We start from the raw sequence: 23,813 nt of genomic DNA, 5'->3' as shown, positions 1-23,813 counted from the left end.
ATGAGCTCCGGCCGTTTCTCTGTTCTGGCCCTAGCGCAGACGAGCGCGGCGGTCGCGTTCGTCCCGGTCCCGCCGGTCACGATCCTCGCGATCGCGGCGGTCCCGGTCGTCGCGATCCCGCCGGTCACGATCCTCGCGATCGCGGCGGTCCCGGTCGGCGCTCACTTCACGCCACCTGCCGTCAGGCCGGCGACGATACGGCGCTGGAACAGCAGTACGGCGATGACGAGCGGGATCGTGACCACCACACCGGCGGCCATCTGGCTGCCGAACGGCTGGTCGCGGCCGGTCGTACCGGTGAACTGCGAGATGATCACGTTCGCCGTCTGGATCGACTTCTTGTTGGTCATGCTCAGCGCGATCAGGAACTCGTTCCAGGCCGCGATGAAGGTGATGATCGCGGTCGTGAACACGCCGGGCGCGGCCAACGGGATGATGACCTTGCGGAACGCCTGCGCCGGGGTGCAGCCGTCCACCATCGCCGCCTGCTCCAGTTCCTGCGGCATCTGCCGGAAGAACGAGGTCAGGTTCCACACCGCCAGTGGCAGTGCGAACGACAGGCTGGGCACGATCATCGCCTGGTAGGTGTTGATCCACTTGATGTCGATGAACAGCTTCAGCAGCGGGATCACCAGCGAGATCCCCGGGAACATCGACGTGGTGATGATGATCGCCAGGACGACGTTCTTGAGCTTGAAGTCGAGCCTGGCCAGCGTGTACGCGGCGACCATGCCGATGATCAGCGTCAGGATCGTCACGGTGCCGGCCACGATCAGGCTGTTCAGCAGGCCCCGGCCGAAACCGTTCGAGCCGGCGAAGACATCCTTGAAGTTCTGGATCGAGAACGGCGCCGGAATGATCTTGTTGGAGAACTGGTCGGACGGCCGGCGGAACGCCGAGACCGCCATCCAGTAGAACGGCGCCAGGCAGTAGATCACGATCACCGCGACGCCTGCCAGCGGCGCCCACCGGCGCAGCGGACCGGCCTCGGCCGGCTGGGGAGCTACAGCAGCCATTACCTTCCACCTCCCACGGTGACGGCACCGACCGCGGCGTCAGAGGTTCCCTTGGCCGCGTTCTTCTTCCGCCAGCGCTTGCCGCCGGCGCCACCACCGGGCTTCTTGGCCCGGGCCTCACCGATCACATCGGCTCCGAGAATCTTCACGAAGGCATAGGCGACCACGGCGACGTAGACGAACAGCACCGTCGCATAAGCGGCCGCCGGGCCGTATCTGGTATTGAACGCTTCGTCGTACGCGAGCATCGACAAGGTCTCCACCGAGTCCTTGTGCGGGCCGACCAGCACGAACGGCAGGTCGAAGATCCGCAGCGTGTCGAGGATCCGGAACAGCACTGCCACCAGCAGCGCGGGCTTCACCAGCGGCAGCGTGATCCGGGTGAAGGTCTTCCAGACGCTCGCGCCGTCGACCTTCGCCGCCTCGTACACCTCGGCCGGGATGGTCTGTAGTCCTGCGAGGACCAGCAGGCCGATGAACGGTGCGGTCTTCCAGGTGTCGGCGATGATCACCGACATCTTGGACTGCCAGCCCTCGGTGGACCACAGCACCTGGGTGCCGATCAGTTGGTTGGCGATGCCGTCGGCCTGGAAGATCCACTTCCACAGCAGCGCCGAGACGACGGTCGGGATCGCCCACGGGACCAGGATGCTGGCCCGGACGATACCGCGGCCCTTGAAGGCCTTGTGCATGATCAGCGCCATCGCGACGCCGAGCACGGTCTCCAGTACGACGCAGACCACGGTGAAGAACGTCGTGTTGTAGAACGCGTTCCAGAACCGGCGGCCGGTGTCGCCCTTGAAGATGTCCAGATAGTTGTCCAGCCCGACGAACGTCGAGCCCTTCACGATGAAGCCGTTCGAGTCGAGCGTCGTGCCGCTCGTGAACAGCGACTCACGCAATGCCGAGATGATCGGGAACAGTACGACGAGCCCGAGTACGAGCAGCGTCGGAGAGAGCAGCAGCGCGGCAAGCCGGCCGGTGCCCTCGTTGAACCGTTGCGGTCGCTTCGGTTGCTTCGGTTCCTTGGCCGGCCGTTCCGCGACCGGCGCCGTTGCAGTCACCTGCGCCTCCTTTTGCTTCCCGGGCGAACCCGGGCAGGGACTGGCCGGGGCCGGTGCGCGGTCACTGTCTCACCGCGCACCGGCCCCGGCACATCGGTCATTGCGTGATGAGCGATTGCAGCTTGGTCTGCAGCGCCGTGAGTGTCGCCTTGGGGTCGGACCCCTTACTCAGCGCGTCGTACGCCGCCTGCTGGATCGCCGCCGTCACGTCGCCGTACTTGACCACTCGCGGCCGCGGCTGGGCGGACGCGATGGAGGCCTTCAGCTGGGGCAGGTACGGGAACTGCTTGATCAGCGTCGGGTCGTCGTACAGCGAGGCCCAGGTCGGCGCCAGCGACGTCTTGGACAGGTTGTCCTTCTGCTGGGCTTCGCTGGCCATGAAGTTGATGAAGTCCACCGCGGTCGCCTTGTTCTTGGCGAACGAGCTGATCGCGTAGTCGTGGCCACCCAGCGACGAGACGCCCGGGCCGTCCTTGCCCGGCAGCGGCGCGACCGCGAACTTGCCGGCGATCTTCGACGAACCGTCGGTCTTGTTCGCCAGCGAGTAGACGTACGGCCAGTTGCGCAGGAACAGCAGCTTGCCGTCCTGGAACGCGCGCCGGCTTTCCTCTTCCTTGTAGGTGATCGCGGCCTTCGGGATGGCTCCGGTCTTGAAGCCGTTCTGCAGCTCCTGCAGCCCGGCCAGCGCCTCCGGGGTGTCGACGTCCGGCTTGCCGTCCTTGTCGACGATCGAGCCGCCCGCGGAGTTGACCGCCTCGGAGAAGTTGACCGTCAGGCCCTCGTACTTCTCGAACTGGCCCGCGTAGCAGTTCATGCCCTTGCCGCCCGGCGTCGCCGCGACCTTCTGGCAGTCGGCCAGCAGCTCGTCCCAGGTCTTCGGCGCGTCGGTGACACCGGCCGCCGTCAGCAGGTCCTTGCGGTAGTAGAGCAGACCACCGTCGGAGGTGATCGGCACGCCGTACAGCTTGTCGCGGTACTTCGCGGTCTCCACCGTCGCCGGGACCAGCTTGCCCAGGTCGGGCACCTTGTCCTCGGGGATCTGGGTGATCCACTGGTTCGCCGCGAACTCCGACGTCCAGACGACGTCCATCACCAGCACGCTGTACGCGTCGGACTGGTTCTGCGCGTTCTGGACCATCTGCTGGCGCTGCGCGTCCGCGTCGTCGGGGAGCTCCTTGAGCTCCACCTTCTCGTTCGGGTGCGACGCGTTCCAAGCGTTGAGCTGGTTCTGCAGGTTTCCGGACGTGTCCTTGCCGCTGGCAAGTGTGATCGGTCCTCGGCCCTCGAGCGCGCCGGCCGAGCTGCCCCCGCCGCTGCTGCTTCCGTCATCGCCACTACCACACGCGGTGGCCAGCAGCGCGAGGCTGCTTGCCACGGCCACGAAGGCCGTCCTGCGTGCGTGTGATCGTTCAAACCTCATCGTTTACCTGCCCTCTCCCGATGGGACGTATCGCTTGGTCCGGCCCGGTTGATCGCAGACCCCCACCGCACTGCGATCCGCCATGTCCGGACAGTAACCGAGAACAGGGCCGATGTGTTCTGAGCCACACACAGTCCCGTCGACGGTCTCTGAAACGGACAGCCGCATGGCTGTATGCGACCGCGTTTGGGAAGCCCGCACAACCGGGCATTTCCTAACGATTCGGTATTACCGATTAGTAACCTGGCTGAAACGGGCATGACTGTTCAGAACGACTCCGGGCAGTCGTCATCACGCTCCGGAGCGGATTCGCAACTCCGGTAGAACCTCAGGCAGGCGATGCCGACGCGTCGCCGACATTGCCCCGGACCCACTCGACGATCTCGGTCGTGGTCGCGCCGGGGGTGAAGATCTTGTGGACGCCGAGCTCGGCCAGCGGCTGCAGGTCCGCGTCCGGGATGATGCCGCCGCCGAACACCACGATGTCCTCGGCGTCCCGCTCGGCCAGCAGCTCGCGCACGCGCTTGAACAGCGTCATGTGCGCGCCGGACAGCACCGACAGCCCGATCGCGTCCGCGTCCTCGGCGATCGCGGTCTCGACGATCTGCTCCGGTGTCTGGTGCAGTCCGGTGTAGATGACCTCCATGCCGGCATCGCGCAGCGCGCGGGCCACGACCTTGGCGCCGCGGTCGTGACCGTCCAGACCGGGCTTGGCGACGACGACGCGCAACGGACTCGTAGCAGGCATGCTCGCAGGCTAACCGGTGAGAACCTCACGGATAAGACACGGAGCCGTGTGTTCCCCGCCACGCACGATGGGAACCGGTTACCGTAGAAAGAGATCGGACCAATCGGGGGGTCTGGTTTTTGTGAGGAGTCGCCCATGGGTTCCTGGCAGGACGACCTCCGCGGCGCGCTGGACGGACTCGCGTACGGCGCCCGCTCCGCACTCTCGCCCAGCGTGCTGCAGGGTGCCGCCGTCGAGCTCGGCTGGCTCACCACCCACCTGGCGATGTATCCGCTCGGCGTGATCGGCATGGCCGGCGGCCCGTCCCGCGCACTCCCGTCCCGGTTGAACCTGGCCGGCCTCGGTCCGGCACAGCGCGGCCTGCTGGTCAGCGACGTCCGGGCCGCCGGTACGCCGATCCTGCTGGCGCACGGGATCATCGACAACCACACGATCTTCGCGCTGATGCGCCGGCATCTGGTCCGCCGCGGATTCAGCGGCCTCCACACGTTCTCGTACTCGCCGCTGACGCTCGACGTCCGCAGTACCGCGGAGCGGATGGGCCGGGAGATCGAGGCGATCTGCGAGGAGTCCGGGTCGGACCAGATCCATGTCATCGGGCACAGCCTGGGCGGACTGATCGCGCGTTACTACATCCAGCGGCTCGGCGGGCATCAGCGGGTGCACACCTGCGTCACGCTCGGGACGCCGCACCAGGGCACCATCGCGGCCAAGCTGCTGCCGTGGCCGCTCGTGAAGCAGGTCAGGCCGGACAGTGACCTGATGGCCGAGCTGGCCGAGCCGGCGCCGGACTGCGGGACGCGGTTCGTCGCGTTCTACAGCGATGTCGACCAGCTGATCGTGCCGCAGCGGCGGGCGCGGATCCGGCACGCCGACCTGCTGGCGAGCAATGTCCGCGTGCACGGGGTGGGCCACCTGTCGCTGCCGTTCCACGGCGAGGTCGTGCACCAGATCACCGGAATGCTGGCGCATCTCGACGAGCAGCCGAAAACTGCCTGACCAGGAAGCGTTCTGGTTGCTCGCGGCGGATGCACGTGCAGGCGCGCATGCAAAGGTTTCGTGAAGGAGAGGCGGAAAACGCCGGGACAGGGTTTGTGGCCCCGTGACTGATCCGTTATCGTGCGTCAGGTCCCCACGGGAATAAACGCCCGAGAGGACGCAAGAAGCCCCTCCCCTGTGACCGAAAGGCCACGTTGTGTCCCAGCACCGTGCCGCGGGAGACCGCGTCACGCCCGGCAACGCTGCGCGCAAACCCGGCGCAGGACGTCATAGTGCCAAGCATCGCGTCGCCAGGCGTAACACCCCCAGTAGTAGCCAGATCGTCGGACTGACCGCCGCGCTCGCCGCGGCCGCCGGAGCTGTCGGCTTCAGCCACAGCTCACTGGCGTCACCGACCCAGGCCAACTCCGCGGTGAACCTTGCCGCGCTGAGCCTGGACAGCGGTCAGCAGCTGTCCGGCATCACCACGGCACGCATCCAGGCGCGCCAGCTCGCCACCCGTGACTCCTCCCGGGTCCAGCTGGCCGACACGACGAAGAAGCAGTCCGCCGCCGCGCAGCTGGCCAAGGCCCGCGCCGCGAAGCTGACCGCCACCCAGGCCCTGACCGCCAAGCGCGCGAACGCGCTGGCGCTCGCGAAGGCCAAGGCCGAGGCGGCCGCGAAGACGGCCCGCGAGTCGGCCACCCGCTGCGAGATCATGGTGACCGGGTACCACATCACCGCGACCTTCGGTCAGGGCGGCAACCGCTGGGCCCACAACCACACCGGCCTCGACTTCGCCGCCCCGATCGGCACCCAGGTCCGCAGTGTGATGAAGGGCGTCGTGATCTTCGCGAACTGGGCCGGCCCGTACGGGCGCCAGGTCCAGGTCCGGCACGAGGACGGCACCGTCACCTGGTACAACCACATGTCGAAGTTCAGCGTGTCGGTCGGCGAGACCGTGTACGCCGGTGACGAGGTCGGCGAGGTCGGGATGACCGGCAACACCACCGGCCCGCACATGCACTTCGAGGTGCACCCCGACGGCGGCGCGGCGATCGACCCGGATCCGTGGCTCCGCAACCACTGCGGCCTCAACCCGTACACCGCCGGCTAGTAATTCCCCGAGCAGTGACTTGGCCGCACGGCTAAGCTGCGGCGCATGCGTCCGGCAGCTGGTGAGGTTCTGCACTTCTCCGAAGATCCGACGATCACGACCTTCCGTCCGCACGTCGCGAGGACGAACGGCAAGGTCACCCCGTACGTCTGGGCCGTCGGCCACGACCGCTCCCCCGACTACTGGTTCCCGCGGCAGTCCCCCCGCGCGATGGCGTGGGTGGGCCCCGCGACGACTTCCGAGGACCGCGACCGGATCATCGGCGCCGGCTCCGGCACCCGCGTGCACGCCGTCGAGTACGGCTGGCTGGACGCGATCCGCTCGGTCGAGCTGTACGCGTACCGGCTCCCGGCCGACAAGTTCGTCGCGCACGATGCCGCGGTCGTCGCCACGACCGAGGTCCAGCCGCTCGGTCCGCCCGACCGGGTCGGCGACCTGTTCCGGCTGCACGAGCAGGCAGGGATCCAGTTGCGGGTGTTGCACCGGCTGCACGACTTCTGGACCGAGACCGTCGCCAGCACCCTCGAGTGGAGCGGCATCCGGCTCCGCAACGCCAAGCCATGACGTACGGCGACGTGGCCGAGGCGGCCTGGGCCTGGGTACGCCAGCAGGTCCGCTGGGAGGACGGCCGGCCATGGATCCCGGAGTACGGCGGTGGCGAGAAACCCGATGAGTACGGCGACGGCATGCACAGCGGCATCGGCGGGCTCGCGTACACGCTGGCCGAGATCCGTCTGACCCGTCCGTGGACGGCCAGCGAACAGGAGCTGGCGACGGCGATCGGCGACCACGTCCGCGCCATCGTCCCGGTGAGCACCTCGACCACGTTCTTCGAGGGTCTGGTCAGCTCGATCGGGATCCTCGAGGCCCTCGACGAGCCGGGTACGGACGCCGCGCTGCAACGGATCCAGGACCTCGCGACAGACGACGGCTGGCCGGAGAGCACCTTCGCTCGACCGACGTACGAGCCGGGCGCATTCGGGAACGACGTCACCCTTGGCACCGGTGCGATCCTGCTGGGCGCGCTCTGGGCGATGCGCCGTGGTCAGGACGCGTCCGCGCCGGCTCGTCAGGCAGCGGAGCTGCTCATGGGCGAGAAGGAGGAGCTGCCCACCGGCCTGAACTGGCAGTTCGTGTCGCGGCGCTTCCTGAGCAGCGAGCCGGCCGAGATGCCGAACTTCACCCACGGCCTGGCCGGCATCGCCGCCGCGCTGGCGGTGGCCGGTGTCGAGTTGGGACAGCCCGAGCTCATCGAAGCCGCACGGCGTGGGGCCGAACACCTGATCACGATCGGGATCAACGACGACAAGGGGTTCCGGGTCGCGCGGATCATTCCTTGGGCCGAGCGGCACGGCGACGAGTTCACCTTCAACTGGTGCCACGGCGGCGCGGGGACGGCCTTGCTGTTCAGCGCACTCGAGTACGCCGACGTGAAACAGGTGGCCGACGAACCGCCGGAGACGTGGCACCGGCGCTGTCTGGACAGCGTCCGGTACTCCGGCATCCCGGAGCGACTGCACCCCGGCTTCTGGGACAACGACGGTCGCTGCTGCGGTACTGCGGGAGTCGGCGACGCGTTCCTGGACACCGGCGACGACCGCGACCTGGAGTTCGCCGTTCGGATGGGCGACACGCTGCTCGACCACGCCCACCACGAGGGCACCCACGCGTACTGGCGATTCATCGAGCACCGCAATGGCGATCCGCTGCTGCCGCCCGGGGTCGGCTGGATGCAGGGCGCGGCCGGCATCGCGGCGTACCTGTTCCGGCTCCAGCGGGTGCTGAGCGGCGATCAGCGGGTGGTGGACCGGATGGACAACTGGTGGGCGCTCAGACCGTGATGACGACCTTCGCGCGTGCGTGTTCGCCTTCCAGGTAACGCATCGCTTCGGCCGCCGCGGCCAGCGGGTACGTCCGGTCGATGATCGGCGTGAGCTTGCCGGCCTCGGCGAGCTCCCGGAGCGTCTCCAGGTGCTCGGCGCCCGGCTTCACGGTCAGCAGCACGATGCGCCGCCCGACGAACGGGGAAAGCAAGCGGCCGCGGATCATCAGACCCAACGGGCCGAAGACACTGCCGCCCTTGAACACTCCGCCGCCGGAGAGGATCAGCAGGCCGCCCGGCGTCAGCACTCGACGCAGATCGCGCAGAGACCGGTTGCCGACCAGGTCGAGGACGACGTCGTACCGGTTGTCTGAGCGGGCGAAGTCGGTCGTCGTGTAGTCGATGACCTCGTCGGCGCCGGCGGAGCGGACCAGGTCCAGGTTGCGCGCGCTGCACACGCCGGTGACGGTCGCGCCGTACGCCTTGGCCAATTGGACCGCGAAGGTGCCGACGCCGCCCGAGGCGCCGTTGATCAGCAACCGTTGACCGGGGCGGATCCCGGCGACGTCGCGGACGCCGATCAGCGCGGTCTGGCCGGCCAGGGGGATCGCGGCCGCCTGCTCGAAGCTGAGGTTGGCGGGTTTGGCTGCGATCCGGTGCTCGGGGGCGCAGACGTACTCCGCGAAGGCGCCGCTGGAGTCGCCGTACACCTCATCGCCGGGGTGGAAGCCCGTTGCCGCCGGGCCCACGGCCTCGACCGTGCCCGCGAAGTCCGTGCCGCGGGTGCGCTCGTTCGGCCGGCGGAGGCCGAGGTCGGCGGACGGGCGGGCGATGTAGGGATCGCCGCGCAGGACGTGCCAGTCGCGGGCGTTGAGTGCGGCCGCGTGGACGCGGACGAGAACTTGGTCGCCGGCCGGCGCGGGGGCGTCGACGTCGGCGAAACGGAGTACATCGGGTGAGCCGTACCGGTCCTGGATGATGGCCTTCATGGTCCCGCCCCTTACGTTGTAAGTCCCTCTTACGTCGTAAGGCTGACTTGCGGCGTAAGAAACGTCAAGGGCGGGGGCAGGTGGGGTTCTAGCGGGCGGCGAGCCGGTCGAGGCCGTCGAGGATCAGGTCGAGGGCGAACTCGAACTCTTCCTGGTCGTCGCACCAGCCGATCGTCGAGTCGGGGTCGTCGTGCGCGACCTCGGCGAGCATGCCGGCCAGGTTCGGCACCTGCTCGGCCAGGTCGGCGAGCATCCGGGCGTCGGCGTCCGGGTTCGGGGTCGCGTTCGCCGGGTCGAAGAGCTCCTGGCTGAAGCCGAGGGCCCGGCTGCCGAGTGCGTGCAGGGCGTGATGGGCGAGGTCGTACGAGAACCCGCCCGACCGCATCAGGCCGACGATCCGGTCGTGGTAGATCACGACTGCGGGGCGCATCGTCGTACGGCTCTCCAGCAGCCGCGGCGCCCACGGGTGCCGCAGGAGCACGGCCCGCGCGGTGAGGATGCGGTGCCGCAGGGCGGCCTTCCAGTCCTTCACCACGGTCAGGCGATCGACGGCTTCGTTGAGCTCGGCCATCAGTACGTCGACGATGCCGTCGAGGAGGTCGTTCTTGTTCGCGACGTGGTAGTACAGCGACATCGCCTCGGCGCCGAGCGCCTCACCGATCCGGCGCATGGTGACGGCCTCGAGGCCGTCGGCGTCGGCGATCTCGACCGCGGCCCGCAGTACCCGGTCCCGGCTCAGCGGCGCGCGCGGCACCGGCGCTTGACTCGCCACGCCTGAATCCCCTTTCAGAGCTGGATTCGTACAGCGTAAGGGGTCAGCGCTGCCAGACCTCGGCGGTGGTGAGGAACGCGGACGAGCCCGGCCGGTCCGGCGAGCCGTCGACCTGGACGAAACCGGGGACGGAGGCGCCGCCGATCGACACCGTTGCCGACCGGACCGGGGCGATCACCAGGCTGAGGCTGTGATTGCCCTCGGCGAGCTGGAAGTTGTCGGTCGCGAACAGCCGCCGGTCGAGTACGCCGCCCATCTCGATCTGGATGTCGGCCGCCTTCGCGCTCAGCCCGTCGGCGAGGTTCATCGAGACCTGGACCAGGTCCCGCTCGACGGCCGGCTCGTGCCACGGCAGCCCTTGGACCTCAAGGAACGAGCGGACGAAGTACCGCTCCAGCCAGGAGGCGAGGTCGACGTCCTCGGAGACCACCCGGACGATCCCGTCGAACCAGAGCACGACCGCCGTACCCGAGCCACAGATCGACCAGTCGACCATCCAGATCGACGCGTACGCCGTCACCTTGCCGTTCTCGTCGAACAGCCGCAGCCCAGGGTTGGCCCCCGCCAGGATGATCCGGCGGTTGCTGCCAGACGACTTGGACATGAGGGAAGACGCTTCCGGGAGGGGGCCGAAGAGCCTTGATTGTCTCAATCTCCCGGACAGAAGCAACGTCAAACGTCCAAGAGTTGACATATCTTTGCCGCGCCGGCGGTCCCGGCCCCGGCCGTCCCGCCCACCGCTGGGGTCAGATCTTCTCCACCGGTGCGTAGCGGAGCAGCAGTCGTTTGACGCCTTCGGATCCGAAGTCGATGTCGGCCTGGGCTTGCTGACCCTCGCCGCGGACCACCACGACGGTGCCCATCCCGAAGCTGTCGTGCACGACCCTGTCGCCGGGGTTGAGACTGATCACGGGCTTGTCGGAGGCCGTCCGCCGGGCCGGCTCGTACCGGCTCGGGATGCCGCTGCCACGGGCCGTCCCGGTGCCGGACCAGCGGGTGATCGCGGACTCGTCGCGCCGCCAGTCGAGCAGCTCGGCCGGGATCTCCTCCAGGAACCGCGACGGCGGGTTGTGCTGCGGAGCGCCGTACGCCGAGCGCACCGCGGCCCGCGAGATCGCCAGCCGCTGCCGGGCCCGGGTGATGCCGACGTACGCGAGCCGGCGCTCCTCCTCGAGCTCCTTCAGGTCGGTCAGCGACCGGGAGTGCGGGAAGACGCCGTCCTCCATGCCGGTCAGGAACACCACCGGGAACTCGAGGCCCTTCGCGGTGTGCAGCGTCATCAGCGTGACCACGCCGTCGGTGGCCGCATCCGGGATCTGGTCCGCGTCGGCGACCAGCGCGACCCGCTCCAGGAACGCCTGCAGATCGGCGGCTTCACCGGCCGCGGTCCGCTCCTCGACGAATTCGCGGGCGACCGAGATGAACTCGTCCAGGTTCTCCAGGCGGGTCTCGTCCTGCGGATCCGGGGACTTCTGCAGCGTCTCGTAGTACCCCGAGCGGTGCAGCGCGACGTCCAGGATGTCGTCCGGCGGCGCTCCCGAGTCGACCATCGCGGTCAGCTCGTCGAGGATGTCCACGAAGGCCTGGACGGCGTTCACGGAGCGCGACGCCATCGCCGGCGCGTCCTCGGCCCGACGCATCGCGGCCGCGAACGAGATCCGGTCCCGCGCCGCCAGCGCCTCGATCGCCGCCTCGGCCCGGTCGCCGATCCCGCGCTTCGGCTCGTTCATGATCCGGCGCAGCGAGACGGTGTCCTCCGGGTTCGTCAGCACGCGCAGGTACGCGAGCGCGTCGCGGACCTCCTTGCGCTCGTAGAACCGGACGCCGCCGACCACCTTGTACGGATGGCCGGTGCGGATGAAGACTTCCTCGAAGACCCGGGACTGCGCGTTGGTCCGGTAGAACACCGCCACGTCGGACGGCTTGATCCCGTCGGCGTCGGTGAGCCGGTCGATCTCGTCCGCGACGAACTGCGCCTCGTCGTGCTCGTTGTCGGCGACATACACCGCGATCTGCTCGCCCTGGCCCTGGTCGGACCAGAGGTTCTTCGCCATCCGCCCCTCGTTGCGGGCGATCACCGCGTTCGCCGCGGTCAGGATCGTCTGGGTGGAGCGGTAGTTCTGCTCGAGCAGGATCGTCTCGGCGCCGGTGAAGTCCTCCTCGAAGGCGAGGATGTTGCGGATCGTGGCGCCGCGGAACGCGTAGATCGACTGGTCGGAGTCGCCGACCACCATCAGCTCGGCCGGCGGCGCGGTCGGGCCGTTCTGGTCTGCCGGGTCCTCCCCGCAGAGCTCGCGGATCAGCGAGTACTGCGCGTGGTTGGTGTCCTGGTACTCGTCGACGAGCACGTGGCGGAAGCGGCGGCGATAGTACTCACGGACTTCGGGGAAGGCCTGCAGCAGGTTGACCGTGGTCATCAGCAGGTCGTCGAAGTCCAGCGCGTTCGCCTGGGCCAGCCGCTCCTGGTAGGTCCGGTAACACTCGGCGTAGGTCTCCTCGAGATGGTTCTCGGCCTTCGCCGCCGCTGTCTCGTGGTCGATCAGCTCGTTCTTCTGGGTGCTGATCCAGTTCAGCACGGCGCGCGGGTTGTACCGCTTGACGTCGAGGTCGAGCTCGCGGCAGACCAGCGTCATCAGCCGGCGCGAGTCGGTGTCGTCGTAGATCGAGAACGTCGAGCTGATCCCGAACCGCTTGATGTCGCGGCGCAGGATCCGCACGCAGGAGGAGTGGAACGTCGAGACCCACATCAGCTTCGCCCGCGGCCCGACCAGCTCCACCACCCGCTCGCGCATCTCCGCGGCGGCCTTGTTGGTGAACGTGATCGCCAGGATCGAGCCGGGATGCGCGTCGCGGGCCGCCAGCAGGTAGGCGATCCGCCGGGTCAGCACCCGGGTCTTGCCCGAGCCCGCACCGGCCACCACCAGCAGCGGTTTGCCGGCATGCACCACGGCCGCACGCTGCTGCGGATTCAGCCCCTCGAGCAGCGAATCCGGATCGGTCCGGGACGTCTTCGGCTCCTCCAGCGGCACTGGGAGCTCATCAGGCGAGAACAGCGTAGTCATCACCGACCACCTTAGGCGCTCCCCCGGACACTTTCCGAAAACCGCCGAGTCAGGACAGCTGGCGGGTGAGCTGCAGGACCACGGGCGTGGTTGCGCCGAGCCAGAGCAGCTTGGCGTTGTGGTCGTCGTGCGACGTGATGCGCAGGCCCGGGACGCCTTCGATCGTGCCTTCGTAGTCCTTGGCGGCCAGGTGGGCGACGACGTCGGCGAGCTCCGGGCCGTCCATCCACTCGATCCGGGCCAGGTCGGGGCGCGCCTGCCACATGTCCACCCAGGCGGCCGGGTCCTCGCTGAACAGCGTCGTACGCAGGATCATCGACGCCGCGCCGAGCAGCGTCGCCGCCGGGGTCGCCGTCAACTCCAGCAGCACCCGCTCCTGCTCGGACAGATCATCAGTCAAAATCACCCGCAGGAGATTGCCACATCATCAGCTTTGCTCTGGGCAGACTTGCCGTGAGCAGAAAAGCTGGGGTACGGCGGTGTGCCCGGGCCAGGGTGGATGCATGGCAGAAGACATGAAAGCGCCGATGTTCAACGAGACCGCTCGGCAGCGGCTGCTCGGGCAGCGGATCGTCGTCCTGGACAGAGTCCTCGACGACGACATCGGGACCCTGCTGGCCACCCAGATCATGACGCTGGCGGCCGAGGACCCGGACACCGACATCGCGTTCTGGATCCATTCGCCCGGCGGCTCGGTGCCGTCGATGCTCGCGATCCGCGACGTGATGCGGATGGTCCCGTGCGACGTGTCGACGCTGGCGATCGGGCTGGCCTGCAGCGCGGGGCAGTTCCTGCTGTCGGCCGGTACGCCGGGCAAGCGCTACGCACTGCGGCACGCGCGCGTCCTGATGCACCAGGGCTCGGCCGGGATCGGCGGGTCCGCGGTGGAGATCGAGATCCAGGCCAACGACCTGCGGCACATCCGCGACACCGTGCTCGGGCTGATCGCCGACGACACCGGCCAGCCGTTCGAGACCGTGCACGAGGACTCGCTGCACGACCACTGGTACACCACCGACCAGGCCCGCGAGTACGGCTTCATCGACCACGTCGTCGAGTCGTTCGACCAGGTCATGCCCAAGAAGAAGGTGGCAGCGTGAGCAGCTACATGATTCCCAACGTCATCGCCAGCTCACCGCGGGGTGAGCGGATCATGGACGTCTACTCGCATCTGCTCAGCGAGCGGATCATCTACCTCGGTACGGCGATCGACGCCGGCGTCGCGAACGCGTTGATCGCCCAGCTCCTGCACCTCGAGGTCGACTCGCCGGAGCGGGAGATCAACCTGTACATCAACTGCGAGGGCGGCGACATGACCGCGATGCTCGCGATCTACGACACCATGCAGTACATCCAGTCGCCGGTCGCGACGTTCTGCGTCGGGCAGGCGATCTCGGCCGGGGCGGTGCTGCTCGCGGGTGGTGCGCCGGACCGTCGCGCCGTACTGCCGCATGCGCGGATCGTCCTGCACCAGCCGGCGGCGAGTGGCCGGGGCACGATCCCGGACCTGATCCTGCAGGCCGACGAGGTCGTGCGGGTCCGCGGCCAGGTCGAGTCGATCCTGGCGCGGCACACCGGTCAGACGATCGAGCAGTTGCGGCACGACACCGATCGGGACCACGTGCTGACCGCGGAAGGCGCCAAGTCGTACGGCATCGTCGACCACGTCATCACCGAACGGGTTCCGCTGCCCCTGCTCACCTAGTGTCCTGAGTCGACCGACGCGAGCACCTTGTCGGCGACCGCGGCGTGGTGGGTGAGGTCGGCGGTCGGACGGCCGACCCGGTTGGTCAGGTACGCGTACGCGATCTGACGGTCCGGGTCGGCCCACCCGATGCAGCAGTTGCTCCCGTTGTGGCCGAACGTCCGCGGACTGCTCAGCGACCCGAGCGACGTCTGCGCGCCCTCGATCCACCGCGGCCCGCCGAGCTGGAACCCTTGCGACCAACGGATCGGCGCCCGCGCAGTCCGGTCCATGTCACCTTCGCTGCTTGGCTCGCAGGCGACCGCGAGCGTCTCCGGCCGCAGCAGCCGTCCGCCCAGCAAGGCGTGATACAGCGTCGCGAGATCCCGCGCCGTCGTCGACATCCCGGCCGCCGGTACGACGGCCTCGCGGGTACTGCGCCGATTCACGACGGACTGGATGAACGGCCCGAGTGGACCGGTGGCGCGGACCGGCACATGCCGGTCCCAGAGGCCGGCGGGCATCCCGAGGTACGTGTCGGCGACCCCGAGCGGCTCCAGGACGAACCGCCGTACCAGCTCGTCGATCGAGGTTCCGCTGCAGCGACGGGCGACCTCGCCGAGGATGAACCCGAACGCGAGCGGGCTGTAGGCGACGGTGCCGACCGGCCAGCGAGGCTTGGCCTCCTCGATCCGGCGGAGCGAACGTTCCCAGTCGGTCATCGCGCGCGCCTCACCGACGTACGAGCCGGCGTGCGACACACCGGACCGGTGCCGCAGCACGTGCCGGACGGTGATCTCGCGCTTCCCGTTCTCCCCGAACTCCGGCCAGTACGCCGCGACGGCGTCGTCGAGATGCAGCCGTCCGGACTCGACGAGCTGGTGGATCACGATCGCGAGGTACGGCTTGCTTGCGGAGAAGAGCCAGAACAAGGCGTCCGGTTCACAGCCGAAGGAACGATCGACGACCACCTGACCATTGCGCACGACGCACAGCTGGGCGACGCTTCCGCGGGTCTCGATCAACTCAATCGCTTGTGTCAGCCGGTCCGGGTCGAGGCCGGCGTCCTGCGGATCGCACGTGCCACCGAACTCCATGAATTCAACTGTGCCCGCAAGGGCAAACCGCTAGGGTCGTGAACGTGACAGTGCCTGAGGCGAATCCGCGGCCGGACAGTGAAATCGAGCGGGTGCTGGTCGTCGTCGCGCACCCGGACGACATCGACTTCGGCGGCGCCGGCACGGTCGCGTTGTGGTCCAAGGCCGGTATCGAGGTGCACTACTGCATCGTCACCGACGGACAGGCGGGCGGCTTCGAGCCGGAGCGCGATCGCGCCGAGATCCCCGCCGTACGACGGGCCGAGCAGACCGCCGCCGCGGACCATGTCGGCGTTCACGACCTGCACTTCCTCGGGTACGCCGACGGATCGGTCGAGCCGACGGCCGAGCTGGTCCGCGACATCAGCCGGGTGATCCGGACCGTCCGCCCGCAGCGCCTGCTCACACAGTCACCGGAGCGCGTCTGGGCCCGCCTCCAGGTCTCCCACCCGGATCACCTGGCCGCGGCCGAGGCGACCGTACGGGCGTTCTACCCGGCAGCTGGCAACCCGTACGCATACACCGATCTGGCCGAGGAAGCCTGGGACGTCGGCGAGCTCTGGATGATGGACCACCCGGACATCAATCACCGCGTCGACATCACCGACACCTTCGACCAGAAGCTGGCCGCGCTGATGTCCCACACCAGCCAGCACCGCGACCCCGAGGGCCTTCTCGCCGGGATCCGGGCCAACTTCGCCCGTGTCGCCGCCGACGCCGGCTTCCCACCGAACCACTACGCCGAGGCGTTCACGGTCATCCGGATGCGCTAATCGATTTGCGGCTCGTCGCCACAGCGGTCAGGGTGCGGGCATGACACTTTCTCATGCGGTTGCCGGCGATGGACCGGACCTGTTGCTGGTGCACGCCGGTGTGGCCGACGCGCGGATGTGGGCCCGCCAGGTGGAGGAGCTCAAGGCGAGCCACCGCGTGATCACGCTGGACCTCCGCGGGTACGGCGAGACCCCGCTGGAGCCGGGAGCGAAGTACTCCGATGCCGGCGACGTGCTCGCCCTGCTCGACGAGCTCGGTGCGGACAGTGTCACCGCGGTCGGGGCGTCGTTCGGCGGGTACGTCGTCCAGCAGATCGCCAGCCGGGCGCCGGAGCGTTTCTCGCGGCTCGTGCTGCTCTGCGCTCCGACGGACAACGTGCAGCCGACCGACGACCTGCGCGCGGTGTGGGCCGAGGAGAACGAGCTGATCGAGGCCGGCGACGTCGACGGTGCGACCGACCTGATGGTGCGCAGCTGGATCGGCCCGGACGCCGACGACGAGGCCCGCGAGCTGCTCCGGGCCATGCAGAAGCGCGCGTACGAACTGCAGATCCCCGCGGGCGACGTCGACAACGAGGAGTACGCCGTCGAGCCGGAAAAGATCAGCGCGCCCGTGCGATTGATCACGGGCGCGCATGATTTTCAGTTCTTCACCGACTGTGCGAACTACTTGGCCGAACGCCTGCCGACGGTGGAGAGGATCCACCTCCCCTGGGCCGGCCATCTGCCGACCCTCGAGCGTCCGGGACAGGCGCTGGAACTAATCGGCTAGGGCACCCATCGGGTCCCAGGCCGGGAGCACGATCGGCTCGTCGTCCAGGCGGGCCTGGAGCTCGGCCGGCAGCGCGGAGCGGCGGACGGCGATCTCGAAGACGTGCTCGCCGAACCACGAGTCGTTCATGGTCCAGAAGCCGCTGTCGGCCTTCTCGTCGCCCCAGCTGTTCTCGACCCGCCAGCGCCGCGGCTTGCCGTCGACCAGGTCGACACCGGTGAACAGCATCGCGTGCGTCATCAGCGTCTCGTGGTGCACCAGCCGGTCGGCCTTGTCGAGCGTGAACTCGGTGTCGTACACCGAGCCGTAGTCGTACAGCTTGGCGTCCCAGAAGCCGAGGTCGGAGTTCATCTGCTTGCCGACGTCGCAACCGAACCAGACCGGCTCGCCGCCGATGATCGCGTCCTGGGTGAGCTGCTTCATCAGGTCGATCTCGACGTTCAGGTACACCACCGGCGGGGCGTCGATGACGTTGCCGAGGTAGTCCACGGTGAAGGTCTTGCCGACCGGGCTGGTCGACCGCGGGTCGTGCACGAGGCAGACGTAGTCGTCGACCGGCAGCTGCACGTACGCCGCCGCGAACTCGGTCGGCGTGGTCCAGCCGTCGCGGTGGAAGGCCTTGTCGGAGTCCTTCCACTGCCACAGGAACTTCTGCGGCGGCGTACCGAGGTGGATGCTCAGCACCCGGTGCACGGTGGTCAGGATCTCCCGCTTGCGGTCGCGCCGGGCCTCGTCGCTGTCCAGCGCCCGCAGGTCACGCGCGCCCTGGCGGAGCAGCTTGCGCAGGGCGTCGTTCAGCTGGCCGGTCGCGGACGAGCTCTCGGTCTCCGGCATCGCCGACTTCGGCACCAGGCCGTGCTTGCGGACGATCGCGATGAACATGTTCCACTGGCCGCCGTCGCTGATCGGGTCGGACAGCAGGTGCGCCACCGTCCGGTCGTCGGCGTCGCGGCCGGCGGTCTCGATCATCGCTTCGAGGAAGAAGTTGGCCCGCTCGAACTTGTCCCAGAACAGCACGTAGTTCTGGGAGAACTCGAAGTCCTTGACCCCGAGCTTGCCCGCGGCGCCGACCCGGAGCAGATTCAGGCCGGCGAACATCCAGCACCGCCCGCTCTTCTTCTGGTTGGTCACCTTCCAGTCGTCGAGCAGGTTCGACACCGAATGGTCGATCGAGGTGACGACCTGACGGTCGAGGGCAATGTTGTTGACCGGCGTCTGCGTGACGGCGTTCTGCATCACCCGGTACTGCGGGTTCGACGCGAACTCCTTCTCGAAGAGCGCGAGCTGATCGGCTGTGAGATTCCGCTCCATAAGAGTCGACGGTATAACAGCCACCAAGCCCTGACCGCCGCTACCGGGGTGGCGAATCCATGCCCTGGCCGGAAAGCGCCACCGATGGACACTTGCGCTACTCTTGTTGAAAACGACATTCAACAAAGGAGGGGTGCCATGCCCCGACGCCCGGCCCCGACCGGCAAGCGCAAGCCGAAGCAGAATCCGCTGGACCGCGACGGCATCACCTACATCGACTACAAGGACACCGCGCTGCTGCGCAAGTTCATCTCCGACCGCGGCAAGATCCGCTCCCGCCGGGTCACCGGACTGTCGGTGCAGCAGCAGAAACAGGTCGCCCGCGCGATCAAGAACGCCCGCGAGATGGCCCTGCTGCCGTACACCTCGTCCGGCCGCTGATCGGTGATCGGCTACTGCAGCCGGACCCGGGGGTCGATCACGCTGTAGGCGAGGTCGACGATCAGGTTCATCGCGACCAGCATCACCGAGCCGAGCAGGACCGTGCCCATGATCACCGGCAGGTCGTAGTCGCTGACGGCGTCGAGTGCCAGCACGCCGAGCCCCGGCAGGTCGAAGATCTTCTCGGTGAAGATCGCGCCGGACAGGCTGCCGGCGAGGTCGAGCCCGAAGATCGTGACCACCGGGATCAGCCCGGCCCGGAGCGCGTGCTTGTAGGTGACGACCCGGTCCGACAGGCCCTTGGCCCGAGCGGTCCGGATGAAGTCCTCGTTCAGCGTCTCCACCATCGACCCGCGGGAGTAGCGGGCGTAGTCGGTGCACCCGTAAACGCTCAGGATCACCCACGGCGCCACTAGGCCGGTGAACCAGTGCCACGGGCTCTCGAACGGCGACACCCAGCCGCTCCGGGGCAGGATCGGGTAGAGGATCGTCAGGTAGAGCGCCGCCATCAGGCCGACGATGTAGTACGGCACCGAGCTGATCAGCAGGGTGCCGCTCATCAGTAGGCGGTCTCCCGGCGTACCGCTGCGTCTGGCCGCCATCGCGCCGGCGGTCACCCCGATGGTCAGCACGAGTACGCCGTACCCGAGGACCAGTGAGGCGGTCACCGGCAGCCTGGCCATCAGCGTGCCGGTCACCGGGCGGTCGTTCTTGAAAGAGAATCCCAGGCACGGCACCGAGCAGTGCTGGACCACGCCGGACGTCTCGAAGTCGCGGCCGACGACGATGCCCTTCACATACCGGCTGAACTGCTGAACCTTCGGCTCGTCGAGGTGCAGGTTGGCCGCCGTTCAGGTCAGACCAGGCGGCGGTCCGTTGCCCAGCGGGTCAGTTCGTGCCGGTTGGACAGCTGCAGCTTGCGCAGTACCGAGGAGACGTGGGTCTCGACCGTCTTCACCGAGATGAACAGCTCGCGGGCGACCTCCTTGTACGCGTAGCCGCGCGCGATCAGGCGCAGTACCTCGCGCTCCCGCTGCGACAGCCGGTCGAGGTCCTCGTCCACCGAGGCGATGTCGATGGCGCCCGAGAAGGCGTCCAGGACGAAGCCGGCCAGCCGCGGCGAGAAGACCGCGTCACCGTCGGCGACCCGGTTGATCGCGTCGATCAGCTCGGTGCCGGAGATGTTCTTGGTCACGTACCCGCGGGCGCCGGCCCGGATCACGCCGATCACGTCCTCGGCCGCGTCGGACACCGACAGCGCGAGGAACTTGATGTCCGGGTGCCGCTGGTGCACCTGCTTCATCACCTCGGTGCCACCGCCGCCGGGCAGGTGGACGTCGAGCAGTACGACGTCCGGCTCGGTGCCGACGATCGCCTTGACCGCGGTGTCGACGTCGGATCCCTCCCCGACGATGTCGACCGAGGCGCCGATCTCACTGCGTACCCCGGCCCGGAACATGTCGTGATCGTCGACGACGACAACGCGCCTGCTGCTCATCTGTCCATCTCCAGTCGCACTTCAGTGCCTGTCTCCGGATCGGACCGCACTGTTGCGCGGCCGCCGTGCCGTTCCATCCTGCCCATCACACTGTGCCGCAAGCCGAGCCGGTCGTCCGGCACCTCGTCGACGGCGAAACCCTTGCCGCGGTCGCGGACGAACATCTCCACCCGGTCGCCGTCGACCTCGACGAACACGTCGATCTTCGCGGCGCCGGAGTGCTTGGCCGCGTTCACCATCGACTCGCGGGCGGCCCGCACCATCGACGACAGCGGCTCGGTCAGGTCGCAGTCGCCGACCGTGATCACCTCGATCGGCACGCCGTGCGAGTCCTCGACCTCGGCCGCGGCCCGCTTCGCCGCGCTGGCGATGGTCTGGTCGGCCGTGTCGTCCTCGTCGTACAACCAGGACCGCAGCTCGCGCTCCTGCGAGCGCGCCAGCCGGGCCACCGCCTTCGGGTCGTCGGCCTGCTTCTGGATCAGCGCCAGCGTCTGCAGCACCGAGTCGTGCAGGTGCGCGGCCATGTCGGCACGCTCCTGGGAGCGGACCCGCTCGGCACGCTCCGAGTTCAGGTCGCGGCTCAGCCGGTGCACCCACGGCCCGGCGATGACACCGATGCCGACCACGGCGAGCAACAGCGCGATCAGTACGTCGCCGACCATCGAGAGCCGGCCGTTCTGGACCAGGAACAGGGTGACCGCGGTACCGATCAGGATCAGGCCGACGGCGATCCGGATCAGCGACTTCCAGCCGCCCTTCCCGAGCACCAGGCCGAGGATCGGGACCCGGATGTCCTGCGTCCACTTGTCCTTCTGGTTCTCGTCCGCCTGCCGCCAGATCAGCGCCAGACCGGTCGCGGCGAACACCAGCGGCCAGAACAGCTTGCCGGCGATCCCGAACCCGGCGATCTGCAGGAGCAGGCAGAGACCGATGCCGATGGCCACCAATGCGGGCAGCTGGCCGCGGCTCTTCTCCCGCTTCCGCTGCTTCGCCTCGGCCACCGGCGGTGGCGGCTCGTCGGAGCGCATTCCGCTGCGGGTGTGCGCGGCCAGGCCGGGTGCGGCCGGCATGTTGTCCGGCGCCAGCGGCATCAGGAACCACAGCGCCGCATAGATCAGTACGCCGAAGCCGCCGAACACGGTGGTGGCGATCAGCACCAGCCGCACGAGAGTGTCCGACACACCCAGGTGGTCCGCGATCCCACCGGCGACACCAGCGACCACACGACCTTCCGTACGGCGGTATGCCCGGCGCGGCGGGTCCGTGGGCTGCCGAGGGGGAAACGCTGCGCCGGGGCCTGGTGCCTGTCCAGGCTGGCCGTACGGCGGCGGCGTCCACGCGCCACCTGGGGCGTGCTGCTGACCACCGGCGTGCCGGCCTGCTGCTTGCTCCGCGGCCATCCGTGCGGCGTAAGCGGCGTACGGGCCTTGGTACTGGCCCGGGCCGTCCGGGCCCCAGCCCTTGTAGCGCCACTGCTCCGGCCCGGACTGCCCGGACTGCGCAGACTGGGCAGCAGTCGGCTCGGGCCGGCCTCCGTTCGTGGAGGTCCCGCCCGGCGGCGCGGCTGCTGGCTGGCTCATCACCACGATCGTCACACGTGGACAGGCCCGACACCAGCAGGCTTGTCCCGGGCCGCCTCCTCAGCGCCCGCCCGCGTGGCTCAGGGTCGGCTCGGGGAGAACCCCGAAACCCTCGCTGCCCGGCGCCGGACTCCGGGGGCCGTCAGGGTGCATCCCGATGGTCCGCACAGGTCTGTGGTGTGAGTATCGATGACATGGAGCAGAACCAGAGTGGACCCGGTGGGTTCGACCGCAACCGCCTGCAGAACCCGCAGACCTGGCGGCGCAGCAGGTCGGACCGCTGGGTCGCCGGTGTCTGCGGCGGCATCGGCCGCGCGCTGAACATCGACCCCGTGCTGGTGCGCGTGGTGATGGCCGTGCTGATCCTCAGCGGCCCGGGCATCATCTTCTACATCGCCGCCTGGGTGCTGATGCCCGACGAGGGCAGCGACCGCTCGGCGGCGCAGGGTCTGCTCGGCGACCGGGTCCGGCCCGACCACCCGTGGCTGTGGCCGGTCGTGATCGGAGCCTGCATCTTCGCCGCGATCGCGATGATGTCGTCGTTCGACTTCGGCCGGTTCGTTCCCGGCCCGCTGATCGTGCTCGCGGTGATCTGGGTGGTCGCCAAGCAGCGCAAGAACGGCGGCCGCGGCCGCCGGAGCCAGTGGACGGGTGGCCCGAACGCGAACTGGACCGGCGAGGCCACGAACTGGACCGGCCGCCCGCAGGACACCACGCCCGCGGCCGACGCCGGTCAGCAGACCACTTCGGCGTACGTGCCGCCGCAGAACGACCCGTCAGCTCCCCCGACGGGTCCGTCGTCCCCGGCCACACAGCGACCCCAGGACCGCACCGTCGAACCGGTCCAGGCTGTGTGGACCGAGGACGACCCTCTCGGCCTGTACGTCGACGAGCCGGCCGGCGCCCCGCCGGTCAGCGGCAAGCCCGCCGGACCGCCCGCCAAGGGCATGCGCGGGATCAAGTCGATCGTCGTCGTCCTGACCGGTCTCGCGATCGGCATCGCCGCGCTGGCAGGCGCCTCCACAGCGACCATGCTGGTCATCGGCCTGGCCACGCTCGGCGCCGGCATGCTGCTCGGCGGATTCGTCGGCCGCACGCTGGCCCTGCTGCCGCTGGGCATCCTGCTCGCGGCCGGTGCGGTGGCCAGCACGGTGTTCCCCAGCGTGCCGCGCAACTTCGCCGACACCGACTACGTCGCGCCGGCCAGCCAGACCATCACCGCGACCGGGACGAGCTACCAGTTCGACGCCGGGTCGGTGCATCTGGACCTGACCAAGGCGACATTCGGCCCGGGCGCCAAGGTCGAGGTGCACGGCGGCGCCGGCGAGGTCATCGTCAAGGTGCCCGAGAACGTCGATGTGACCGGCAAGCTGTCGACCGAAATGGGAGACGTTGCCTTCCTCAACCAGCACCAGGGCGGCCATAATGCCGTGTTGAACCTGAACGACCTCGGCTCGGACGGCAAGGCCGGTCCGCAGCAGGTCACCCTGGACCTGGACCTCAGGCTGGGCAGCATCAAGGTGGAGCGCGGATGAGCCAGCAGCCACGGAAGACGAAGCCGGATGTTCCCGGTGTGGTGGCCGGCACCGTTCTGACCGGTGCCGCCACGATCTGGATGCTGACCGAGAACGGCGCCCTGCAGACCGACGACCTGGGCCTGACCAGCGCCCTGCTCCTGGTCACCGCGGGCCTCCTCGGCCTCGCTGCCTCCCACCGCGGCTAACTCGGT

26 protein-coding genes are annotated in these 23,813 nt (G+C 68.6%); 11 read left to right on the top strand and 15 right to left on the bottom strand.

Going from position 1 to position 23,813, the window contains the following annotated elements; translation table 11 throughout:
* Positions 1-30 precede the first annotated feature (30 nt).
* From OHA18_RS21075 to OHA18_RS21055, 5 genes are all read right to left on the bottom strand, one after another.
* Positions 31-165 (bottom strand): hypothetical protein, encoded by a 135-nt coding sequence (locus OHA18_RS21075; protein ID WP_329005877.1) that lies wholly within the window; start codon positions 163-165, stop codon positions 31-33.
* Positions 162-1,016, bottom strand: a complete 855-nt coding sequence (locus tag OHA18_RS21070) for a carbohydrate ABC transporter permease (protein WP_329005876.1) — start codon at positions 1,014-1,016, stop codon at positions 162-164. The genes OHA18_RS21075 and OHA18_RS21070 overlap by 4 nt, the downstream gene beginning before the upstream one ends.
* Positions 1,016-2,080 carry a carbohydrate ABC transporter permease gene (locus tag OHA18_RS21065; protein WP_442914400.1) on the bottom strand — a complete coding sequence of 355 codons (1,065 nt, stop codon included), beginning with the start codon at positions 2,078-2,080 and terminating at the stop codon, positions 1,016-1,018. The genes OHA18_RS21070 and OHA18_RS21065 overlap by 1 nt, the downstream gene beginning before the upstream one ends.
* A 97-nt stretch (positions 2,081-2,177) precedes the next feature.
* The gene (locus tag OHA18_RS21060; protein WP_329005875.1) at positions 2,178-3,461 is read right to left on the bottom strand and encodes an ABC transporter substrate-binding protein; all 1,284 of its coding nucleotides are present in this window, start codon (positions 3,459-3,461) and stop codon (positions 2,178-2,180) included.
* A gap of 367 nt (positions 3,462-3,828) precedes the next feature.
* Positions 3,829-4,248 (bottom strand): cobalamin B12-binding domain-containing protein, encoded by a 420-nt coding sequence (locus OHA18_RS21055; protein ID WP_134105392.1) that lies wholly within the window; start codon positions 4,246-4,248, stop codon positions 3,829-3,831.
* 135 nt (positions 4,249-4,383) lie between these two features.
* On the opposite strand from OHA18_RS21055, the gene OHA18_RS21050 reads away from it, so the two are divergent.
* The 4 genes from OHA18_RS21050 (at position 4,384) to OHA18_RS21035 (ending at position 8,184) form a co-directional block, all read left to right on the top strand.
* On the top strand, positions 4,384-5,247 hold the full coding sequence (locus tag OHA18_RS21050; RefSeq protein WP_329005874.1) for an esterase/lipase family protein: 864 nt from the start codon (positions 4,384-4,386) through the stop codon (positions 5,245-5,247).
* 196 nt (positions 5,248-5,443) lie between these two features.
* Positions 5,444-6,343 (top strand): M23 family metallopeptidase, encoded by a 900-nt coding sequence (locus OHA18_RS21045; RefSeq protein ID WP_329005873.1) that lies wholly within the window; start codon positions 5,444-5,446, stop codon positions 6,341-6,343.
* A gap of 45 nt (positions 6,344-6,388) precedes the next feature.
* Positions 6,389-6,907, top strand: a complete 519-nt coding sequence (locus OHA18_RS21040; RefSeq protein WP_329005872.1) for a DUF6886 family protein — start codon at positions 6,389-6,391, stop codon at positions 6,905-6,907.
* Positions 6,904-8,184: a lanthionine synthetase LanC family protein gene (locus OHA18_RS21035; RefSeq protein ID WP_329005871.1), complete on the top strand. Its 1,281-nt coding sequence runs from the start codon at positions 6,904-6,906 to the stop codon at positions 8,182-8,184. The genes OHA18_RS21040 and OHA18_RS21035 overlap by 4 nt, the downstream gene beginning before the upstream one ends.
* Here OHA18_RS21035 and OHA18_RS21030 read toward each other — a convergent pair.
* The 5 genes from OHA18_RS21030 to OHA18_RS21010 all read right to left on the bottom strand — a co-directional run bounded on the left by OHA18_RS21030 (position 8,174) and on the right by OHA18_RS21010 (position 13,394).
* Complete coding sequence (locus tag OHA18_RS21030; RefSeq protein WP_329005870.1) at positions 8,174-9,154, bottom strand: NAD(P)-dependent alcohol dehydrogenase; 981 nt, start codon at positions 9,152-9,154, stop codon at positions 8,174-8,176. The genes OHA18_RS21035 and OHA18_RS21030 overlap by 11 nt on opposite strands.
* A gap of 88 nt (positions 9,155-9,242) precedes the next feature.
* Entirely contained in the window at positions 9,243-9,926 is a 684-nt protein-coding gene (locus tag OHA18_RS21025) for a TetR/AcrR family transcriptional regulator (protein ID WP_329005869.1), read from the bottom strand.
* Between the two features lie 43 nt (positions 9,927-9,969).
* Positions 9,970-10,530, bottom strand: a complete 561-nt coding sequence (locus OHA18_RS21020) for a hypothetical protein (RefSeq protein ID WP_329005868.1) — start codon at positions 10,528-10,530, stop codon at positions 9,970-9,972.
* 142 nt (positions 10,531-10,672) lie between these two features.
* Positions 10,673-12,988 carry a DNA helicase PcrA gene (gene pcrA / locus OHA18_RS21015; RefSeq protein WP_329005867.1) on the bottom strand — a complete coding sequence of 772 codons (2,316 nt, stop codon included), beginning with the start codon at positions 12,986-12,988 and terminating at the stop codon, positions 10,673-10,675.
* Between the two features lie 49 nt (positions 12,989-13,037).
* Positions 13,038-13,394 carry a hypothetical protein gene (locus OHA18_RS21010; protein ID WP_329005866.1) on the bottom strand — a complete coding sequence of 119 codons (357 nt, stop codon included), beginning with the start codon at positions 13,392-13,394 and terminating at the stop codon, positions 13,038-13,040.
* A gap of 97 nt (positions 13,395-13,491) precedes the next feature.
* On the opposite strand from OHA18_RS21010, the gene OHA18_RS21005 reads away from it, so the two are divergent.
* Both OHA18_RS21005 and OHA18_RS21000 read left to right on the top strand, forming a co-directional pair.
* The gene (locus tag OHA18_RS21005; protein WP_329005865.1) at positions 13,492-14,088 is read left to right on the top strand and encodes a ClpP family protease; all 597 of its coding nucleotides are present in this window, start codon (positions 13,492-13,494) and stop codon (positions 14,086-14,088) included.
* Positions 14,085-14,693 carry a ClpP family protease gene (locus tag OHA18_RS21000; protein WP_329005864.1) on the top strand — a complete coding sequence of 203 codons (609 nt, stop codon included), beginning with the start codon at positions 14,085-14,087 and terminating at the stop codon, positions 14,691-14,693. The genes OHA18_RS21005 and OHA18_RS21000 overlap by 4 nt, the downstream gene beginning before the upstream one ends.
* On the opposite strand, the gene OHA18_RS20995 is transcribed toward OHA18_RS21000, so the two are convergent.
* Positions 14,690-15,769, bottom strand: coding sequence for a serine hydrolase domain-containing protein (locus OHA18_RS20995; protein WP_329005862.1), 1,080 nt, complete (start codon positions 15,767-15,769; stop codon positions 14,690-14,692). The two genes, OHA18_RS21000 and OHA18_RS20995, sit on opposite strands and share 4 nt — an antisense overlap.
* 44 nt (positions 15,770-15,813) lie before the next feature.
* Between OHA18_RS20995 and OHA18_RS20990 the strand changes: the two genes are divergently transcribed.
* Positions 15,814-16,542 (top strand): PIG-L deacetylase family protein, encoded by a 729-nt coding sequence (locus OHA18_RS20990; protein ID WP_329005861.1) that lies wholly within the window; start codon positions 15,814-15,816, stop codon positions 16,540-16,542.
* 40 nt (positions 16,543-16,582) lie between these two features.
* Entirely contained in the window at positions 16,583-17,314 is a 732-nt protein-coding gene (locus OHA18_RS20985; protein WP_329005860.1) for an alpha/beta fold hydrolase, read from the top strand.
* Here OHA18_RS20985 and OHA18_RS20980 read toward each other — a convergent pair.
* Positions 17,303-18,625 carry an aminopeptidase C gene (locus OHA18_RS20980; RefSeq protein ID WP_329005859.1) on the bottom strand — a complete coding sequence of 441 codons (1,323 nt, stop codon included), beginning with the start codon at positions 18,623-18,625 and terminating at the stop codon, positions 17,303-17,305. The two genes, OHA18_RS20985 and OHA18_RS20980, sit on opposite strands and share 12 nt — an antisense overlap.
* Positions 18,626-18,763: 138 nt before the next feature.
* Between OHA18_RS20980 and rpsR the strand changes: the two genes are divergently transcribed.
* Positions 18,764-19,006: a 30S ribosomal protein S18 gene (gene rpsR / locus OHA18_RS20975; RefSeq protein WP_329005858.1), complete on the top strand. Its 243-nt coding sequence runs from the start codon at positions 18,764-18,766 to the stop codon at positions 19,004-19,006.
* Between the two features lie 11 nt (positions 19,007-19,017).
* On the opposite strand, the gene OHA18_RS20970 is transcribed toward rpsR, so the two are convergent.
* Genes OHA18_RS20970 through OHA18_RS20960 form a run of 3 tightly spaced genes read right to left on the bottom strand, consistent with a single transcriptional unit; the run spans position 19,018 to position 22,084 of the window.
* The gene (locus OHA18_RS20970) at positions 19,018-19,845 is read right to left on the bottom strand and encodes an ABC transporter permease (protein WP_329006142.1); all 828 of its coding nucleotides are present in this window, start codon (positions 19,843-19,845) and stop codon (positions 19,018-19,020) included.
* Positions 19,846-19,862: 17 nt separating this feature from the next.
* Positions 19,863-20,504 carry a response regulator gene (locus OHA18_RS20965; RefSeq protein ID WP_130443951.1) on the bottom strand — a complete coding sequence of 214 codons (642 nt, stop codon included), beginning with the start codon at positions 20,502-20,504 and terminating at the stop codon, positions 19,863-19,865.
* Positions 20,501-22,084: an ATP-binding protein gene (locus OHA18_RS20960; RefSeq protein ID WP_329005857.1), complete on the bottom strand. Its 1,584-nt coding sequence runs from the start codon at positions 22,082-22,084 to the stop codon at positions 20,501-20,503. Before OHA18_RS20960 ends, OHA18_RS20965 begins: the two co-directional genes overlap by 4 nt.
* Before the next feature lie 179 nt (positions 22,085-22,263).
* On the opposite strand from OHA18_RS20960, the gene OHA18_RS20955 reads away from it, so the two are divergent.
* Positions 22,264-23,619: a PspC domain-containing protein gene (locus tag OHA18_RS20955; RefSeq protein ID WP_329005856.1), complete on the top strand. Its 1,356-nt coding sequence runs from the start codon at positions 22,264-22,266 to the stop codon at positions 23,617-23,619.
* Entirely contained in the window at positions 23,616-23,807 is a 192-nt protein-coding gene (locus OHA18_RS20950; protein ID WP_329005854.1) for a hypothetical protein, read from the top strand. Before OHA18_RS20955 ends, OHA18_RS20950 begins: the two co-directional genes overlap by 4 nt.
* Positions 23,808-23,813: the final 6 nt, after the last annotated feature.

The sequence above is a fragment of the Kribbella sp. NBC_00709 genome (assembly GCF_036226565.1).
Taxonomy (GTDB): Bacteria; Actinomycetota; Actinomycetes; order Propionibacteriales; family Kribbellaceae; genus Kribbella.
The sequence above is the reverse complement of the archived record's forward strand: the minus strand, read 5'-3'. Positions and strand labels throughout refer to the sequence as shown.